The organism is Pseudomonas sp. ADAK2 TE3594, assembly GCF_053628675.1.
Genome location: NZ_JBRJGV010000001.1, coordinates 6,017,724 through 6,035,011, shown reverse-complemented (window position 1 = coordinate 6,035,011; position 17,288 = coordinate 6,017,724). Strand labels below are relative to the sequence as shown.

Here is a 17,288-nt window from a genome sequence, read left to right as displayed (position 1 = left end):
TACAGAAGTCCTGATACCCTTGCGTAAAACCCCGCCCGAGAGGACCCATGGCCTTCCCCAGCCGCCATTCACTCTTTCCCTTCCTGACCTGGATGCCCCGGCAAACCCGCGCCAGCGTCGGCCGTGACCTGATCGTCGGCCTGAGCGGCGCGATTCTCGCGTTGCCACAATCGATTGCCTACGCGCTGATCGCCGGTCTCCCACCGGAATACGGCTTGTACGCCGCCATCATCCCGGTGCTGATCGCCTGCCTCTGGGGTTCGTCGTGGCATTTGATCTGCGGCCCTACGGCGGCCATTTCCATCGTCCTGTATGCCAGCGTCAGTCCTCTGGCCGTGCCCGCGTCGCAGGACTACGTCACGCTGATTCTGCTTCTGACACTCCTGGCGGGCATTTTCCAGTGGCTGCTGGGTTTGCTGCGTTTCGGCGCCTTGGTGAATTTCGTCTCTCACTCGGTGGTGCTGGGCTTCACCCTCGGCGCAGCGGTGGTGATTGCCATTGGGCAACTGCCAAACCTGCTGGGGCTGGATGTGCCCAACCAGGCCACGGCGCTGAACAGCCTAGTGCTGCTGTTCAGTCATCTCAGCGAAGTGGACAAACCCTCACTGGTACTAGGCCTGGCCACGGTCGTGGTGGGCATTGTGCTGAAACTGCTGTTGCCGCGCTGGCCAACGCTGTTGATCGCTCTGGCCCTGAGCGGGTTGCTGGTGTGGCTGTGGCCAGCGATGTTCGGCCATGTGCAGTTGGTCAGCGCCTTTGTCGGGCGGCTACCGCCCTTCAGCCCGTTGCCGCTGGATCTGGACCTGGTGTTGCGTCTGCTGCCTAGCGCGGTGGCGGTCGGCATGCTCGGGTTGGTGACGAGCCTGTCGATTGCCCGCTCTTTGTCGGCGCGCTCGCAGCAGTTGCTCGATGCCAATCAAGAAGTCCGCGCCCAGGGTTTCTCGAACATGGTCGGTGCGTTTTTTTCCGGCTCGCTGTCAGCCGGTTCCTTCACCCGCTCGGCCCTGAGCTACGACGCCGGTGCCTGTTCACCGCTGGCGGGGGTTTTTTCTGCGGTGTGGGTGGCGCTGTTCGCTATCTTCGGCGCGGTATTGATCGCGCACATTCCGATCCCGGCCATGGCCGGCAGCATTTTGTTGATCGCCTGGGGATTGGTCGACCATCGCGGCATTCGCGCCTTGCTGCGGGTCAGCCGTGCCGAGTTTCTGGTCATGGCACTGACCTGTGTCGCGACGCTGTTGCTGGAGTTGCAAACAGCGATCTACGCCGGCGTGCTGGCCTCGCTGTTCTTCTACCTCAAACGCACCTCGCAACCACGGGTGCAGCATTGGCGTGAGGGCGACGAGGACATTCTGCGAGTCGGTGGCTCAATCTTTTTCGGCGCCAGCCATTACCTGCAAGTGCGTTTGCAACGGATGCACGGCGCGCGGGTGGTGATCGAGGCGCAGCAGATCAACTTCATCGACTATTCGGGCGTGGAAATGCTGCACCAGGAAGCGCGACGGCTGCTACGCCAGGATCGCAGCCTGACCCTGCGGCGAGCGCGACCGCAGGTGGTGGAGGAGTTGAGGAAGCTCGAAGGCGCGGAGAAATGCCCGATTCGCTTCGAAGATTGAAACACAGCCCCCTGTAGGAGCGAGGCTTGCCCGCGAAGGGAGCGCCGCGGTGATTCAGGCATACCGCATCATCGTTCTTCGCGGGCAAGCCTCGCTCCTACAGGGGTTACGCGGCGAGCTGGCGTCGGAGTTCGGCCAGCACTGGCGCTGTATCCGGGCGCACACCGCGCCACAGGTAAAACGCTTCCGCCGCCTGCTCGGCCAACATTCCCAAGCCATCCATCGCCACCGCCGCGCCGTGCTGCTCGGCCAACATTCCCAAGCCATCCATCGCCACCGCCGCGCCGTGCTCACTGGCCCAGCGGCAGAAGGAGGTCGGGTCCTTGCCGTACATCATGTCGTAGCAAACCGTCTTGCCCGACTCGATCAAGCTGCTGGCAATCGGCGGTACATCGCCTGACAGGCTCGCCGACGTAGCGTTGATGATCAGGTCCACTGGCTCCTGCAACCAATCGAAACCACTGGCCGATACCGGCCCCAGATCCGCGAACAATTCGGCCAGCAATTCGGCCTTCTCCACCGTGCGGTTGGCGATGATCACTGACGCTGGTTGCTCCGCCAGCAACGGCTCCAGCGCCCCGCGCACCGCACCGCCGGCCCCGAGCAGCAGGATGCGTTTGCCCTTGAGACTGAAACCGGCATTGACCGTCAGGTCCCGTACCAGCCCGGCACCATCGGTGTTGTCGCCCAGCAGGCTGCCATCGGCCAGTTTGCTCAGGGTATTCACCGCGCCGGCCCGCTGCGCTCGCTTGGTCAAGCTGTTCGCCAAACGATAGGCATCTTCCTTGAACGGCACCGTCACATTCGCCCCACGCCCTTCATGGAAAAATGCCTGGGCACAGCCGGAAAAATCGTCGAGGGGCGCCAGCAAGGTGCTGTAGTCCAGTTTTTGCCCCGTCTGCTCAGCGAACAGACGGTGGATCAGCGGCGACTTGCTGTGGCCAATCGGATTACCGAATACGACGTAACGATCCATCTACATTCCTCAACCGTAGGAGCTGCCGAAGGCTGCGATCTTGACTGCAGCCCCGACGATGCAAAAACTCAAACCCTGGAATCAGGCCTTGGCCAACCAATCGCGGTCTTGCAGGAAGTACTCGGTCAGGCGCGCTTCTTCACTGCCCGGCTCGGCTTTCCAGTCGTAGGCCCAGCGCACTTGCGGTGGCAGCGACATCAGGATCGACTCGGTACGCCCGCCCGATTGCAGACCGAACAGCGTGCCGCGGTCATAGACCAGGTTGAACTCGACATAACGACCACGGCGAAACTCCTGGAATTCACGCTGTTTGGCCGTGTACGCATCGTTCTTGCGGCGCTGCACGATTGGCAGGTAAGCGTCGATAAACGCATCGCCGATGGCGCGCATGAAGGCGAAGCTGGTGTCGAAGTCCCACTCGTTCAAGTCATCAAAAAACAGGCCGCCGATGCCACGCGGCTCATGGCGATGCTTGATGTGGAAGTAACTGTCGCACCAGGCCTTGTAGCGCGGGTAGACGTCTGGCCCGAACGGCGCGCAGGCCTGTTCGGCGACGCGGTGCCAGTGCACGCAATCTTCTTCATTACCGTAATAAGGGGTCAGGTCGAAGCCGCCACCGAACCACCAGACTGGCTCTTCACCTTCTTTTTCAGCGATGAAAAAGCGCACGTTGGCGTGGGATGTCGGTACATGAGGGTTGTGCGGGTGAATCACCAAAGACACGCCCAAGGCTTCGAAGCCTCGGCCGGCCAGTTCTGGCCGATGAGCGCTGGCGGAGGGTGGGAGTCCGCTGCCAAAGACGTGGGAAAAGTTGACGCCGCCCTTTTCGATGACCGCGCCGTTTTCGATCACCCGGGTGCGACCGCCGCCACCGGCAGGCCGGGTCCAGGCGTCTTCAACGAAACGCGCGCCACCGTCTTCAGCTTCCAGGGCAGCGCATATGCGGTCTTGCAGGTCGAGCAGGTAGGCTTTTACGGCCTCGGTGCGGGTAGTCATGGCATCACCTTGAATCGGGCAAAGCTACGCGGCGCTGATACAGGCCGGCGGCAAATTGCTGCGTAGGATAACACTGCACCTTGTGCCGCCGCAGTTGACGAAGATCAAGCTTGGGAGTTCGATAGGGCGCTTGACGCTACAACTCTAGAAGCCAAGACCTAAGGAGAGTGCAGATGGCAAAGCGTATCCAGTTCCGCGCCCATGGCGGCCCCGAAGTGCTCGAATACGTGGATTACCAACCCGCCGAGCCCGGCCCGCAACAGGTGCGCGTGACCAACAAGGCCATCGGCCTGAACTTCATCGACACTTATTACCGCAGCGGCCTTTATGCGCCACCCACCCTGCCATCAGGCCTGGGCGCTGAAGGCGCGGGTGTGGTCGAAGCAGTCGGCAGCGAAGTCACCCGTTTCAAGATTGGCGATCGCGTGGCTTACGGCAGTGGCCCGTTGGGTGCCTACAGCGACGTTCATGTATTGCCGGAAGCCAATCTGGTGCATCTGCCAGATGCCATCAGCTTCGAACAGGCCGCCGGCGTGATGCTCAAAGGCCTGACCGTGCAGTACCTGCTGCGTCAGACGTATGAACTCAAGGGTGGCGAAACCATCCTGTTCCACGCAGCGGCGGGGGGCGTCGGTTCCCTGGCCTGCCAATGGGCCAAGGCCTTGGGCGTGAAGCTGATTGGCACGGTCAGTTCAGCAGAGAAAGCCGCCCTGGCGAAAGCCAATGGTGCCTGGGCAACCATCGATTACAGCCATGAAAACGTCGCACAACGCGTGCTGGAATTGACTGACGGTAAAAAAGTGCCGGTGGTGTACGACGGTGTAGGGAAAGACACCTGGCTGACGTCGCTCGACAGCGTCGCGCCTCGGGGGCTGGTGGTGAGTTTCGGTAATGCTTCTGGCGCAGTAGACGGAGTGAACCTGGGGATTCTCGCGGCAAAGGGTTCGCTGTACGTGACCCGGCCGACCCTGGCGACCTACGCCAACAACGCTGAAAACCTGCAAAGCATGGCCGATGAGCTGTTCGAGATGATCATCAGCGGCAAGCTTACGGTGGACATCAGCCAGCGCTATCCATTGGCTGAAGCGGCGAAAGCACAGACCGAATTATCGGCGCGGCGCACGACTGGCTCGACGATTCTATTGCCTTGAGGACGCCATCGCGGGCAAGCCCGCTCCCACAGGATTTCGGTCGTGCACATTATTCGTATACGACTCGGATCTGTGGGAGCGAGGCTTGCCCGCGATGAACGATGACGCGGACTCAATCCGGGCGCACAACGTGGCCGGTCGCCAGATCACGAATCACGCTCGGATTCTTGCGCCCGCCCAGATTACCACCCAGCACCCAATCAACCTGCCCGCGGAAATACTGCTCCACGCGAATCCGCGTCCGCGCCGCCGGCCGCCCCTGAGGGTTGGCCGAGGTTGAAACCAACGGCCCGACCAACGCACACAAATCCCGCACCAGTGGGTGATCGCTAACCCGCAACGCCACCGTTTCATGCACACCGGTAATCCACTGGGGCAACATATTCTGATGCGGCACCAGCCAGGTGTTCGGGCCCGGCCAAGTGCTGGCCATGCGGTCCATCCACAATTCAGGGAAGTCTTCGAAAAGGAAGTCGAACTGGCGAATATTGTCGGCCACCAGAATCAACCCTTTTTCCACCGACCGACCCTTGATCGCCAGCAGACGATAGACCGCCTCTTCGTCCCATGGGTCGCAACCCAGGCCCCAGACCGCTTCGGTTGGGTAGGCAATCACCGCGCCTGCGCGAATGGCTCGTGCGGCTTGTTGCACACGCCAACTGTTGACCATGAAAGATTCTCCGGAATAAGGCTCTGCGCAGTTTACCGATCTTGCTTATAAAACCTAGTTTACCCGCGCAAACCATCGGCCGCTTTCGCAGACCGCACGGCCATCCATTTCCAGTTCCGTCAGCGCTGCCAGCACTTTGGACAACGCCCAGCCACTGGTGACCGCCAAGGCTTCACTGGTGTGGGGCGCTGCATGGAGCAATATGAGCAGCGGGTGAGTTTCCGTCGGTGTTTCTGTGGATAACGGCAACCGTTGCCAGCCGCGCAAGGCTTCGAGGATGTGTTCTATGGTCTCCACCAGCACCGCACCGTCGCGGATCAGTTGATGGCAACCCTTTGCCCCAGGGTGATGGATCGATCCTGGAATCGCATACACCTCACGCCCCTGTTCCGCCGCCAGCCTCGCGGTGATCAACGAACCACTGGCAACACTCGCCTCGACCACCAGCACGCCGAGGGACAAACCGCTGATGATTCGATTGCGCCGGGGGAAATTGCTGGGGGAAGGGCCGGCGTCCAGCGGGAACTCCGAAAGGACCGCGCTTCCCGAGGCGATCATAGCGTCTGCCAGTCGCCGATTTCGCTGTGGATAAAAATTTTCAAGCCCCGTGCCAAGTACGCCGACCGTTTGCCCGCCAACGTCCAGAGCCGCCTGATGCGCCGCAGCATCGATGCCCAGGGCCAGACCGCTGGTGATGACAAAACCGGCGCCGGCCAGCGTGCGGGAAAACGCGGCGGCGGTGTCCATGCCCGGTCGCGAAGCACGACGGCTGCCAACCATCGCCAGCTGTGGTTTCTCCAGAATTCCCGGATCGCCTGCGGCGAATAACAGCGGCGGCGCATCACTGATTTGCGCCAGCAACGCGGGGTAGTCAGGTTGGTCCCACATCAGTAAATGCTGGCCCGGGCGCTCTAACCAGGTCAATGCGTGACTGGCGCCGTCACGTATTTCACTGGAGCGCCGGGCCTGCGCGCAGGCAAGTGGCAGGCCCAATGCACGCCAGGCACTGGCCGGTGCGCTGATGGCTTTGGAGGCAGAGCCGAAGGCCTCAAGCAACTTCTTGAAACGCGCAGGGCCGAGTTCCGGTAAACGATGCAGGCGTAAACGGGCTTCCAGTTCCGAAGGGGAAACGGACGTACAGGCAGACAGCGACATGGATCATCCTTGATCGTTATATAGTCCCGTCGAATCGGGAATAAGCTGTGGATAACTCTGTTGGTAACTTGTGAGCAGGCTTAAGGGTTTCGCACCTTGTCCATCACCGCCAGGGAGCGCGATGCGTTAAGGACAAGCCCGTAGCTGAGCTTGTCGTAGGTGCGGAATACCATCAGCAAACCGGCCCGCTCGTCGGGAATTTTCAATGGCTGACCGGTAATCCGGTCACGCACGGTTTCACCGGTTTTCATCACCACCAGCACATTGCCTTCGGCCAGGCCATCGCGCTGCCCTTTGTTCAGCGTGACGACATCCAGCGCGCCGATCTGGGTGACCCCACGCGGCACATCAATGATCAAGCCGTTGATGTCGGTTGCCGGCGCACTGGGCATGAAGGTCGAGTTGATCGAGCGCTCTTCACCGCCGAACAGCCGGTCGCCGAGTCGCACTTCCTGAGTGGTGCGTTGCAGGGCCAGGGTGGCGACGTCGCCTTCAGTGGCAATGATCTCGCCGCCACCGATGTCGTCGGCGTTGATCCCCAGAAATTCCTTGCTCTGGGGATCGGTGTAGACCTTGCCCTGACGGAAGATGCCGTACACCGGTTGTGCCGGGTCGAAATGGCCACGCGCGAATATTCGATCACCGGTGCCACTGAGCACCCGTTCGGCATCGCCGGCGACGATGTAGGGCGCCTTGTCGAAATCCTCTGCCTTGTCGACGATGCGATTGCTCAGCAAAAAGCTGTTGATCGATTTCAGCGGAATGCTCGGAATGGCATCGGCCACCGGCGAGCTGCGGATTCGTGGCGAAAGCTTGATGGTGCCCCGGGAAGCGCCGCGATTGAGGGTCAGGCGTGGCTGACCGTTGACGTAGACCAGCGACAGCGTATCGCCCGGATAGATGAGATTGGGGTTTTCGATCTGTGGATTGGCCTGCCAAAGCTGCGGCCACTCCCACGGTTCACGCAGGTATTTGGCGGAAATGTCCCAGAGTGTGTCCCCTGCAACCACGGTGTATTGCTGTGGAAAACCTTCCCTGAGTTGCACTTGCCCGTGCGCAAAACCGACCGAGGCCAGAAGGAGCAAGGCGAGTAGTGATTTCCTCATGCGGTGAATCCCTTTATTATGTACGTTCGCGTGAAACGCCAGAGCCCTCGTGGCTCGCTACCGGCTCCTTATTGAAAAGCCGGAAGCTACGTTCACAACGGTAGCCTGCATCCTCGGACTCGCCAGGCCATCGACCCGACTTTACCTCACACGTGCAGCAATTGAGCTTATGGCCATTTTAGACATCCTCGAATTCCCCGACTCGCGCCTGCGCACTATCGCCAAACCAGTGGCTGTAGTGGACGACGAAGTGCGTCAGTTGGTCGATGACATGTTTGAAACAATGTATGAAGCGCCAGGCATCGGCCTCGCCGCGACCCAGGTCAACGTGCATAAACGTATCGTCGTGATGGACCTCTCTGAAGACCGCAGCGAACCACGGGTGTTCATCAACCCCGAGTTCGAAGTCCTGACCGACGAGGTGGACCAGTACCAGGAAGGCTGCCTTTCGGTGCCGGGTTTCTACGAAAACGTCGACCGCCCGCAAAAGGTCAAGATCAAGGCCCTGGACCGCGACGGCCAGCCGTACGAACTGATCGCCGAAGGCCTGCTCGCGGTATGCATCCAGCATGAATGCGACCACCTCAACGGCAAATTGTTCGTTGATTACCTGTCCACGCTCAAACGCGACCGGATCAAGAAGAAACTGGAAAAGCTCCATCGCCAGAACGCTTGATGCCCTTCTTTCAAAGGCTTGCTGCGGCAAGCCTTTTTCTTTTGCGACTGCTTTGTAATTGAGAGCTTCCCATGACTGAGCCACTGCGCATTGTCTTTGCCGGTACCCCGGAATTCGCCGCCGAACACCTCAAGGCCCTGCTCGACAGTCCTTACGAGATCGTTGCGGTCTACACCCAACCGGACCGTCCGGCAGGCCGTGGGCAGAAGCTGATGCCGAGCCCGGTCAAGCAGTTGGCTCTGGAACACAACATCCAGGTGTTGCAACCTCCAACCCTGCGCAACGAAGACGCTCAGGCTGAACTGGCTGCACTGAAACCGGATTTGCTCGTGGTGGTCGCCTATGGCCTGATCCTGCCGCAAGTGGTACTGGATATTCCGCGCCTGGGTTGCATCAACAGCCACGCATCCTTGCTGCCACGCTGGCGCGGTGCGGCGCCAATCCAGCGCGCCGTTGAGGCGGGCGACAGCGAAAGCGGCGTGACCGTGATGCGCATGGAGCTGGGCCTCGACACCGGGCCGATGCTGCTCAAGGTCACAACGCCGATCAGCGCCGAAGACACTGGTGGCAGCCTCCATGATCGCCTCGCAGAGATGGGCCCACCGGCCGTGGTGCAGGCGATTGCCGGCCTGGCCGCTGGCACTCTGCAAGGCGAAGTGCAGGACGACAGCCTCGCCACCTACGCGCACAAATTGAACAAGGACGAAGCGCGCATCGACTGGAGCCGCCCGGCGGTTGAGCTGGAGCGTCTGGTTCGCGCCTTCAATCCTTGGCCGATCACCCACAGCACGCTGAACGGCGAAGCGCTGAAAGTGTTGGCCGCAAGCCTGGCCGAAGGGCAGGGCGCACCGGGTGAAATCCTCAGTGCCAGCAAGGACGGCTTGGTCGTCGCCTGCGGTGAACAGGCACTGTGCCTGACCCGTCTGCAATTGCCCGGCGGCAAGGCGCTGAACTTCAGCGACTTGTTCAACAGCCGTCGTGAGAAATTCGCCGTCGGCACCGTTCTCGGTCAAGCGGCGGACGCTCAATGAATCCACGTCTGGCCGCCGCCAAGGCACTGGCCGCTGTTCTTAACGGAAAAGCCTCACTCAACAGTTCTCTGCCAACGCAAATGGACAAGGTCGAAGACCGTGATCGCGGCTTCACCCAGGACCTGGCATTCGGCACGGCTCGCTGGCAGCCACGTTTGTCGGCGCTGGCGGCCAAGTTGCTGCAAAAGCCGTTCAAAGCGGCTGATGCCGATGTCGAGGCGCTGTTGCTGGTCGGCCTCTACCAACTGCTCTACACCCGGGTTCCGCCCCACGCTGCCATCGGCGAAACCGTCGGTTGCGCCGACAAACTGAAAAAGCCGTGGGCCAAAGCCTTGCTCAACGCCGTGCTGCGCCGTGCCCAACGGGAAAGCGAAGCGCTGCTGGCCGAGCTGGAACACGACCCGGTGGTGCGCACCGCTCACCCACGCTGGCTGCAAAAATCCCTCAAAGCCTTCTGGCCTGAGCAGTGGGAAGCCATTTGCGCGGCGAACAACGCTCACCCGCCGATGATTTTGCGGGTCAACCGTCGCCATCACACTCGCGATGCCTACCTCGGTTTGCTGACTGAAGCGGGTATCGCTGCCACGCCATGCGTTTACAGTCAGGACGGCATCATCCTCGACGCAGCGGCCGACGTGCGCAGCCTCCCGGGTTTCGCCGAAGGCTGGATCAGCGTGCAGGACGAAGCCGCGCAACTGGCCGCCGACCTGCTGGACCTGGCGCCAGGCCAACGGGTGCTGGACGCCTGCTGCGCACCGGGCGGCAAAACCTGCCACATCCTTGAAGCCGAGTCCAAACTGGCCGGCGTGGTTGCTGTGGATCTGGAAGCCAAGCGTCTGGTGCGGGTGCGGGAAAACCTCGCACGCCTGGGCCTGAGCGCCGAACTGATCGCCGCCGACGGCCGCGACACCGCGACCTGGTGGGACGGCAAACCGTTCCAGCGCATTTTGCTGGACGCGCCGTGCTCGGCTACCGGTGTGATTCGTCGTCACCCGGACATCAAACTGACTCGCCAACCCGACGACATTGCCGCCTTGGCGGTGCTTCAGGGCGAATTGCTCGACGCTATGTGGATAACGTTGGAAGTGGGCGGCATTCTGCTTTACGCCACTTGCTCCATGCTGCCGACCGAGAACACCGAAGTCATCGAAGCCTTCCTCGCTCGCACGCCGGGCGCCCGTGAACTGGACCTCGCGACTCAAGCCGGTATCAAGCAACCTCACGGTCGCCAATTATTGGCCCAGGAAGGCGGCCACGACGGGTTCTACTACGCCAAGCTGATCAAGATTGCCGCCGCGCGCGGTTAACCGGTTTTAAGGGAGTGACTGGATGAAAATCATCATCCTCGGCGCAGGGCAGGTCGGCGGTTCGCTGGCGGAACACTTGGCCAGCGAGGCTAACGACATCACCGTGGTCGACACCGATGGCGAACGCCTGCGTGACCTCGGCGATCGGCTGGACATCCGCACCGTGCAGGGTCGCGGTTCGCTGCCGACCATCCTGCGTCAGGCCGGGGCCGACGACGCCGACATGTTGGTTGCAGTGACCAACAGTGACGAAACCAACATGGTGGCCTGTCAGGTCGCTCACACTCTGTTTCACACACCGACCAAGATCGCCCGGGTCCGCGAAGCCGCGTACCTGACCCGCGCCGAATTGTTCGATAACGAAGCGATTCCGGTCGACGTGCTGATCAGTCCGGAGCAAGTCGTCACCAACTACATCAAACGCCTGATCCAGCATCCGGGGGCGTTGCAGGTAATCGATTTCGCCGAAGGCAAGGCGCAACTGGTGGCAGTGAAAGCCTATTACGGCGGTCCGCTGGTGGGTCAGCAACTGCGACAGCTGCGCGAACACATGCCGAATGTCGAAACGCGCGTTGCGGCGATTTTCCGTCGTGACCGACCGATCCTGCCCCAGGGCGATACGGTGATCGAGGCCGACGACGAAGTATTTTTCATCGCCGCCAAAGCGAATATTCGCGCGGTAATGAGTGAAATGCGCCGCCTCGACGAGAGCTATAAACGCATCGTCATTGCTGGCGGCGGGCAGATTGGCGAGCGTTTGGCCGAGGCCATCGAAAGCCGCTATCAGGTGAAGATCATCGAGATGAACCCGGCCCGCTGCCGCCATCTCTCGGACACCCTCGACAGCACCGTGGTGTTGCAGGGCAGTGCCTCCGACCGCGACTTGCTGATGGAAGAGAACATCGCCGACGCCGACATCTTCCTGGCGCTGACCAACGACGACGAAGCCAACATCATGTCGTCGCTGCTGGCCAAACGCCTGGGCGCGAAGAAGGTGATGACGATCATCAACAACCCGGCCTACGTCGACCTGATCCAGGGCGGCGACATCGACATCGCCATCAGCCCGCAATTGGCGACCATCGGCACGTTGCTGGCCCACGTGCGGCGCGGCGATATCGTCAGCGTGCACTCATTGCGTCGAGGTGCGGCGGAAGCCATCGAGGCCATCGCCCACGGTGATGCGAAATCGAGCAAGGTGATCGGCAAGGCCATCGAAAACATCGGCCTGCCGCCGGGGACCACCATTGGCGCGATCATCCGCGACGAAGAAGTGATCATCGCCCACGACGACACCGTGATCGAAGCCGGCGACCATGTGATTCTGTTCCTTGTGGATAAAAAGCATATTCGGGATGTGGAAAAGCTGTTCCATGTGGGGTTGAGCTTCTTCTGATCCGGCATTTGCAGTGGCTGGACGGGCCTCTTCGCGGGCAAGCCCGCTCCCACAGTGTTTTGCAGTGAACACATATCTTGTGTACGACCGAGATTCCTGTGGGAGCGGGCTTGCCCGCGAAAGCAATCTCAAGAACAAACAGGCATCCCTGAATAACCTCAATAAGGAATCCACCATGATCGAATCCCTGGAAAAAATGCTCGCCAAGGGTGTGGATAACTCGCTGCTGCGCTTCGGCCTGGGCAAGGGTTATCTGGATCTTGGTGAAAATGCCAAAGCCGCAGAGCATTTCCAGCGCTGCGTCGAGTTCGATCCGAAGTATTCGGCGGCCTGGAAGCTACTGGGCAAGGCCCATCTGGCGCTGGCGGATTACGCGGCGGCGCGTCAGGCCTGGGAACAGGGTCTGGAAGCTGCCCGCAATCATGGCGACAAGCAGGCGGAGAAGGAAATGACGGTGTTTCTGAAAAAGCTTGAGCGTCAGGCGCACTGATCAGAAGTAACGCAGGCTAATCGCAAGATCAAAAGATCAAAAGATCGCAGGCTTCGGCAGCTCCTACGGGGTGTACGCCGCGCCTTTTGTAGGAGCAGGCGAAGCCTGCGATCTTTTGATTTTACCGGGAGTTATCCACAGCAGCATCAGTACCAGCGTTCTTCGCCCGGCGGACGCTTCTTGAAGCGCTTCATGCTCCACATGTACTGGCTCGGATAAGCCCGCACATAGCGCTCGACCACCTGGCTCATGGCTGCGCAGGAGGTTTCGGTATCGGTGCTGTACATGGCCTCGGGGGCGGCTTCGAGGATCACTTTGTAACCCGAACCGTCCGGCAGACGCAGGGCATGCAGGAACACGCCGACCGCTTTGCCGCCGGCCAGCATGTTCGGGACAAATTTACTGGTCAGGGCCTGAGTGGCGAAGAACGGCACGAAGATCCCGGCGGATTCGGCCGGTTCCGGGTCAGCCGGAATGCCCACGGCACCACCTTTGCGCACTTCCTTGATCACGCTGAGGATGCCTTCCTTGGTGGAAGCGGCTACTCGGTTACCCAATTGCACCCGCTGCTTGCGCAGCAACTCATCCACCGCCTTGAGCTTGGGCGGACGGTAGAAAATAATCGGTTTGCACTGGTTGCAATAGAAGTGGTTCAGCACTTCCCAGTTGCCCAGGTGGCTGGTGATGCCGACCACGCCTTTGCCGGAGGCGAGGGCATCCTTGAGCACATCGAGACCTTCGACTTCACGCACCAGGTCGATGGAACGCTGAGCCGGCCAGATCCATGCGCAGGCGCTCTCGGTCAGGGACTTGCCGATGTCTTTCAGGCTCTGTCCGACTAAACGCTCGCGTTCGGCCGGGTCCATTTGCGGAAAGCACTTGGCGAGGTTGATCCGCACCACGTCGCGGGAACGGTTGGGGGTTTTCCACATGGTCCAGCCAATCGCCGAACCCACCGCCTGCACGGCCCGCCAAGGAAGCAGGGCAAACAGACGCAGAGCGCCTACCAGCAAGGCGCCTTTCAACTTATCCACAGGTCACTCCTGATCTTGTGCTGTGCGCGAGGCGGCTATTCTAACCGCCGTTCGCCAAGGTGGCGTAGCGATCGCAATCGCGAGTGTGGTCCATGACCATGCCCGAAGCCTGCATCAACGCATAACAAATGGTCGGGCCGACGAACGTGAAACCGGCTTTTTTCAGGCCTTTGCTCATCTCGACGGCGACCGGTGTCACCGCCGGCACTTCACTGCGATCCTTGAAATGATTGATCACCGGCATTCCGCCGACGAACGACCAGAGAAACGCCACCGGGTCCTCCAGCGCCAGCCAGGCTTGGGCATTGCGCCGGGCGGCATTAAGTTTGAGGCGATTGCGGATGATCCCCGGATCGAGCATCAATTCATCGATTTCCGCGTCGCTCATCTGTGCCACGCGTTGCACGTCGAAGCCAAACAGCACCTCGCGATAACGCTCTCGTTTGCGCAACACAGTGATCCAGGAAAGCCCGGCCTGGAACCCTTCGAGCAAAAGCAACTCGAACAAACCCTGCGCATCGCGTAGCGGCGTGCCCCACTCCTGATCGTGATAAGCCATGTACAGCGGATCTTCGGTACACCAAAAGCAGCGTGGCATAAGGCTCCAGGGGGCGTGCGCAGGACCGAATCGGGTATACTCCCGCTCTTTAAATCGCAGCCCAAGAAACAGGTGAATTTCGTGAGCCAGCCTACGCCAGCCGTGCGTACCTTCCAAGACTTGATCCTCGCCCTCCAGCAATACTGGGCCGAGCAAGGTTGTGTGGTACTTCAGCCCTACGATATGGAAGTAGGCGCCGGCACTTTCCACACTGCCACGTTCCTGCGCGCCATTGGCCCGGAAACCTGGAACGCCGCTTATGTGCAGCCCAGTCGTCGCCCGACTGACGGCCGCTACGGCGAAAACCCGAACCGTCTGCAGCACTACTACCAGTTCCAGGTAGTCCTGAAGCCGAACCCGGACAACTTCCAGGAACTGTACCTGGGCTCCCTCAAGCACGTGGGCCTCGACCCGCTGGTGCACGACATCCGTTTCGTCGAAGACAACTGGGAGTCGCCAACGCTGGGCGCCTGGGGTCTGGGCTGGGAAGTCTGGCTCAACGGCATGGAAGTGACGCAGTTCACTTACTTCCAGCAAGCGGGCGGCATCGAGTGCTACCCGGTGACCGGCGAGATCACTTACGGTCTGGAGCGCCTGGCCATGTACCTGCAAGGCGTGGACTCGGTCTACGACCTGGTCTGGGCTGACGGTCCGTTCGGCAAGGTGACCTACGGCGACGTGTTCCACCAGAACGAAGTGGAACAGTCGACCTACAACTTCGAACACGCCAACGTCGAGAAGCTGTTCGAGTTGTTCGATTTCTATGAAAGCGAAGCCAAGCGCCTGATCGAACTTGATCAGCCCTTGCCGTTGCCGAGCTACGAAATGGTGTTGAAGGCTTCCCACACCTTCAACCTGCTGGATGCGCGCCGGGCGATCTCGGTGACCGCGCGTCAGCAATACATCCTGCGTGTACGCACCCTGGCGCGTTCCGTTGCGCAAGCCTACCTGCTGGCTCGCGCCAAGCTGGGCTTCCCGATGGCGACCCCGGACCTGCGTGATGAAGTACTGGCCAAGCTGGAGGCTGCACAATGAGTGCTCAAGATTTTCTGGTTGAATTGGGCACCGAAGAACTGCCACCCAAAGCCCTGAACACCCTGGCCGAAGCATTTATGGCCGGTATCGACAAAGGCCTGCAAGCTGCCGGCCTGAACTACGAAACCAAAACCGTCTACGCCGCGCCACGTCGTCTGGCCGTGCTGATTACCGCGCTGGCGACCCAGCAGCCGGATCGCAGCATCAACCTCGACGGCCCGCCGCGTCAGGCCGCGTTCGATGCCGAAGGCAACCCGACTCAAGCAGCCCTGGGCTTCGCCAAGAAGTGCGGCGTCGACCTGAGCGAAATCGATCAGAGTGGTCCGAAACTGCGCTACAGCCAAAGCATCGCCGGCAAGCCAACCGCGAGCTTGATGCCGACCATCGTCGAAGACTCCCTGAACGACCTGCCTATCCCCAAGCGCATGCGCTGGGGTGCTCGCAAAGAAGAATTCGTTCGCCCGACCCAATGGTTGGTGATGCTGCTCGGTGACCACGTCATCGACTGCACCATCCTCGCGCAAAAGGCCGGCCGCGATTCCCGTGGTCACCGCTTCCACCATCCTGAAAGCGTGCGCATCACCTCGCCGGCCAACTACCTGAATGACCTGCGTGCAGCCTATGTGCTGGCCGACGCCAACGAGCGTCGCGAGCTGATCAGCAAGCGCACCGAAGAACTGGCGACGCTGCAGGAAGGTACGGCCATCGTGCCGCAAAGCCTGCTCGACGAAGTGACCGCGCTGGTTGAATGGCCGGTGCCGCTGGTGTGCTCGTTCGAAGAACGTTTCCTCGACGTGCCGCAAGAAGCACTGATCACCACCATGCAGGACAACCAGAAGTATTTCTGCCTGCTGGATGCCGACGGCAAGTTGCTGCCTCGTTTCATTACCGTGGCCAACATCGAAAGCAAAGACCCGCAGCAGATCATCGCCGGTAACGAGAAAGTGGTTCGCCCACGCCTGACCGACGCCGAGTTTTTCTTCAAGCAAGACAAGAAGCAAAAACTCGAAGACTTCAACCTGCGTCTGCAGAACGTGGTGTTCCAGGAAAAACTCGGCAGCGTCTACGACAAGGCCGAGCGCGTTTCCAAGCTCGCCGCGTTCATCGCTCAACGCATTGGTGGCAACCCGGCCTGGGCTTCCCGTGCCGGCCTGATGTCCAAGTGCGACCTGGCGACCGAGATGGTCGGTGAGTTCCCGGAGATGCAAGGTGTCGCCGGTTACTACTACGCCCTCAACGACGGCGAGCCGGAAGAAGTCGCCTTGGCGCTGAACGAGCAGTACATGCCGCGCGGTGCCGGTGCTGAACTGCCGACCACCCTGACCGGTGCGGCCGTGGCCATCGCCGACAAGCTCGACACGCTGGTGGGCATTTTCGGTATCGGCATGCTGCCAACCGGGAGCAAAGACCCGTACGCCTTGCGCCGCGCTGCGCTGGGTGTATTGCGCATCCTGATCGACAAGAAGCTCGACCTCGACCTGAATGACGCCGTGGCGTTTGCCGTGAATGCGTTCGGTACCAAGGTGAAGGCTGCCGGCCTGAATGACTCGGTGCTGGAGTTCATCTTCGACCGTCTGCGTGCCCGTTATGAAGACGAAGGCGTTGATGTCGGGACTTACCTGTCGGTCCGTGCCCTGAAGCCGGGCTCGGCGCTGGACTTCGATCAGCGTGTACAAGCGGTAGAAGCGTTCCGTAAATTGCCGGAAGCCGCAGCCCTGGCCGCTGTGAACAAGCGCGTTTCGAACTTGCTGAGCAAGGTCGAAGGCACCGTTCCTTCGGTCGTTGAAGCCAAGTACTTCGACAACGCCAACGAGTTTTCCCTGTATTCGGCGATCCAGCAGGCTGACCAGGCTGTTCAGCCAATGGCCGCTGCGCGTCAGTACAGCGAATCGCTGGCACGTCTGGCCGCCTTGCGCGAGCCGGTGGATGCGTTCTTCGAAGCGGTGATGGTCAACGCCGAAGATGCCAAGGTGCGAGCCAACCGCTATGCGCTGCTGGCGCGTCTGCGTGGCTTGTTCCTCGGCGTTGCCGACATTTCGCTGCTGGGCTAA

General features: G+C 60.8%; 16 protein-coding genes. 9 read left to right on the top strand and 7 right to left on the bottom strand.

The window, feature by feature from the left end; translation table 11 throughout:
- Nucleotides 1-47: 47 nt before the first annotated feature.
- A complete protein-coding gene (locus AB7M22_RS27200; protein WP_454188330.1) occupies nucleotides 48-1,616 on the top strand; it encodes a SulP family inorganic anion transporter in 1,569 nt (522 codons plus the stop codon).
- Between the two features lie 106 nt (nucleotides 1,617-1,722).
- Here AB7M22_RS27200 and aroE read toward each other — a convergent pair whose 3' ends face one another.
- Nucleotides 1,723-2,592, bottom strand: coding sequence for a shikimate dehydrogenase (gene aroE / locus AB7M22_RS27195; RefSeq protein WP_454188329.1), 870 nt, complete (start codon nucleotides 2,590-2,592; stop codon nucleotides 1,723-1,725).
- 81 nt (nucleotides 2,593-2,673) lie between these two features.
- Entirely contained in the window at nucleotides 2,674-3,588 is a 915-nt protein-coding gene (gene hemF / locus AB7M22_RS27190; protein ID WP_454188328.1) for an oxygen-dependent coproporphyrinogen oxidase, read from the bottom strand.
- Between the two features lie 173 nt (nucleotides 3,589-3,761).
- Between hemF and AB7M22_RS27185 the strand changes: the two genes are divergently transcribed.
- Nucleotides 3,762-4,739, top strand: a complete 978-nt coding sequence (locus tag AB7M22_RS27185) for an NADPH:quinone reductase (RefSeq protein ID WP_454188327.1) — start codon at nucleotides 3,762-3,764, stop codon at nucleotides 4,737-4,739.
- Between the two features lie 112 nt (nucleotides 4,740-4,851).
- Here AB7M22_RS27185 and AB7M22_RS27180 read toward each other — a convergent pair whose 3' ends face one another.
- From AB7M22_RS27180 to AB7M22_RS27170, 3 genes are all read right to left on the bottom strand, one after another.
- Nucleotides 4,852-5,409, bottom strand: coding sequence for an L-threonylcarbamoyladenylate synthase (locus AB7M22_RS27180; protein WP_008007923.1), 558 nt, complete (start codon nucleotides 5,407-5,409; stop codon nucleotides 4,852-4,854).
- Nucleotides 5,410-5,463: 54 nt separating this feature from the next.
- Nucleotides 5,464-6,564, bottom strand: a complete 1,101-nt coding sequence (dprA, locus tag AB7M22_RS27175) for a DNA-processing protein DprA (RefSeq protein WP_454188326.1) — start codon at nucleotides 6,562-6,564, stop codon at nucleotides 5,464-5,466.
- An 80-nt stretch (nucleotides 6,565-6,644) separates the two neighbouring features.
- The gene (locus tag AB7M22_RS27170; RefSeq protein ID WP_454188325.1) at nucleotides 6,645-7,670 is read right to left on the bottom strand and encodes a LysM peptidoglycan-binding domain-containing protein; all 1,026 of its coding nucleotides are present in this window, start codon (nucleotides 7,668-7,670) and stop codon (nucleotides 6,645-6,647) included.
- 169 nt (nucleotides 7,671-7,839) lie between these two features.
- Between AB7M22_RS27170 and def the strand changes: the two genes are divergently transcribed.
- The 5 genes from def to AB7M22_RS27145 all read left to right on the top strand — a co-directional run bounded on the left by def (nucleotide 7,840) and on the right by AB7M22_RS27145 (nucleotide 12,570).
- Complete coding sequence (gene def, locus AB7M22_RS27165) at nucleotides 7,840-8,346, top strand: peptide deformylase (protein ID WP_008007919.1); 507 nt, start codon at nucleotides 7,840-7,842, stop codon at nucleotides 8,344-8,346.
- A gap of 71 nt (nucleotides 8,347-8,417) precedes the next feature.
- Nucleotides 8,418-9,377 carry a methionyl-tRNA formyltransferase gene (gene fmt, locus AB7M22_RS27160; RefSeq protein ID WP_454188324.1) on the top strand — a complete coding sequence of 320 codons (960 nt, stop codon included), beginning with the start codon at nucleotides 8,418-8,420 and terminating at the stop codon, nucleotides 9,375-9,377.
- Entirely contained in the window at nucleotides 9,374-10,684 is a 1,311-nt protein-coding gene (gene rsmB / locus AB7M22_RS27155; RefSeq protein WP_454188323.1) for a 16S rRNA (cytosine(967)-C(5))-methyltransferase RsmB, read from the top strand. The genes fmt and rsmB overlap by 4 nt, the downstream gene beginning before the upstream one ends.
- Before the next feature lie 22 nt (nucleotides 10,685-10,706).
- Nucleotides 10,707-12,080, top strand: a complete 1,374-nt coding sequence (gene trkA / locus AB7M22_RS27150; RefSeq protein ID WP_008007913.1) for a Trk system potassium transporter TrkA — start codon at nucleotides 10,707-10,709, stop codon at nucleotides 12,078-12,080.
- 175 nt (nucleotides 12,081-12,255) lie between these two features.
- Nucleotides 12,256-12,570, top strand: a complete 315-nt coding sequence (locus AB7M22_RS27145; protein ID WP_008007911.1) for a tetratricopeptide repeat protein — start codon at nucleotides 12,256-12,258, stop codon at nucleotides 12,568-12,570.
- Between the two features lie 146 nt (nucleotides 12,571-12,716).
- Here the strand turns inward: AB7M22_RS27145 and AB7M22_RS27140 are convergent, their stop codons facing one another.
- Nucleotides 12,717-13,604: a lysophospholipid acyltransferase gene (locus AB7M22_RS27140; RefSeq protein ID WP_454188322.1), complete on the bottom strand. Its 888-nt coding sequence runs from the start codon at nucleotides 13,602-13,604 to the stop codon at nucleotides 12,717-12,719.
- A 40-nt stretch (nucleotides 13,605-13,644) separates the two neighbouring features.
- Nucleotides 13,645-14,202, bottom strand: a complete 558-nt coding sequence (gene tag, locus AB7M22_RS27135; protein ID WP_454188321.1) for a DNA-3-methyladenine glycosylase I — start codon at nucleotides 14,200-14,202, stop codon at nucleotides 13,645-13,647.
- A gap of 81 nt (nucleotides 14,203-14,283) precedes the next feature.
- Here tag and glyQ point away from each other — a divergent pair, with 81 nt between their 5' ends.
- Complete coding sequence (gene glyQ / locus AB7M22_RS27130) at nucleotides 14,284-15,237, top strand: glycine--tRNA ligase subunit alpha (protein ID WP_003213601.1); 954 nt, start codon at nucleotides 14,284-14,286, stop codon at nucleotides 15,235-15,237.
- Nucleotides 15,234-17,288 (top strand): glycine--tRNA ligase subunit beta, encoded by a 2,055-nt coding sequence (gene glyS, locus AB7M22_RS27125; RefSeq protein WP_454188320.1) that lies wholly within the window; start codon nucleotides 15,234-15,236, stop codon nucleotides 17,286-17,288. Before glyQ ends, glyS begins: the two co-directional genes overlap by 4 nt.

Coding starts and splice junctions, on each gene's coding strand:
- AB7M22_RS27200 (WP_454188330.1), top strand. CDS start 48: ATGGCCTTCCCCAGCCGCCATTCACTCTTTCCCTTCCTGACCTGGATG.
- aroE (WP_454188329.1), bottom strand. CDS start 2,592: ATGGATCGTTACGTCGTATTCGGTAATCCGATTGGCCACAGCAAGTCG.
- hemF (WP_454188328.1), bottom strand. CDS start 3,588: ATGACTACCCGCACCGAGGCCGTAAAAGCCTACCTGCTCGACCTGCAA.
- AB7M22_RS27185 (WP_454188327.1), top strand. CDS start 3,762: ATGGCAAAGCGTATCCAGTTCCGCGCCCATGGCGGCCCCGAAGTGCTC.
- AB7M22_RS27180 (WP_008007923.1), bottom strand. CDS start 5,409: ATGGTCAACAGTTGGCGTGTGCAACAAGCCGCACGAGCCATTCGCGCA.
- dprA (WP_454188326.1), bottom strand. CDS start 6,564: ATGTCGCTGTCTGCCTGTACGTCCGTTTCCCCTTCGGAACTGGAAGCC.
- AB7M22_RS27170 (WP_454188325.1), bottom strand. CDS start 7,670: ATGAGGAAATCACTACTCGCCTTGCTCCTTCTGGCCTCGGTCGGTTTT.
- def (WP_008007919.1), top strand. CDS start 7,840: ATGGCCATTTTAGACATCCTCGAATTCCCCGACTCGCGCCTGCGCACT.
- fmt (WP_454188324.1), top strand. CDS start 8,418: ATGACTGAGCCACTGCGCATTGTCTTTGCCGGTACCCCGGAATTCGCC.
- rsmB (WP_454188323.1), top strand. CDS start 9,374: ATGAATCCACGTCTGGCCGCCGCCAAGGCACTGGCCGCTGTTCTTAAC.
- trkA (WP_008007913.1), top strand. CDS start 10,707: ATGAAAATCATCATCCTCGGCGCAGGGCAGGTCGGCGGTTCGCTGGCG.
- AB7M22_RS27145 (WP_008007911.1), top strand. CDS start 12,256: ATGATCGAATCCCTGGAAAAAATGCTCGCCAAGGGTGTGGATAACTCG.
- tag (WP_454188321.1), bottom strand. CDS start 14,202: ATGCCACGCTGCTTTTGGTGTACCGAAGATCCGCTGTACATGGCTTAT.
- glyS (WP_454188320.1), top strand. CDS start 15,234: ATGAGTGCTCAAGATTTTCTGGTTGAATTGGGCACCGAAGAACTGCCA.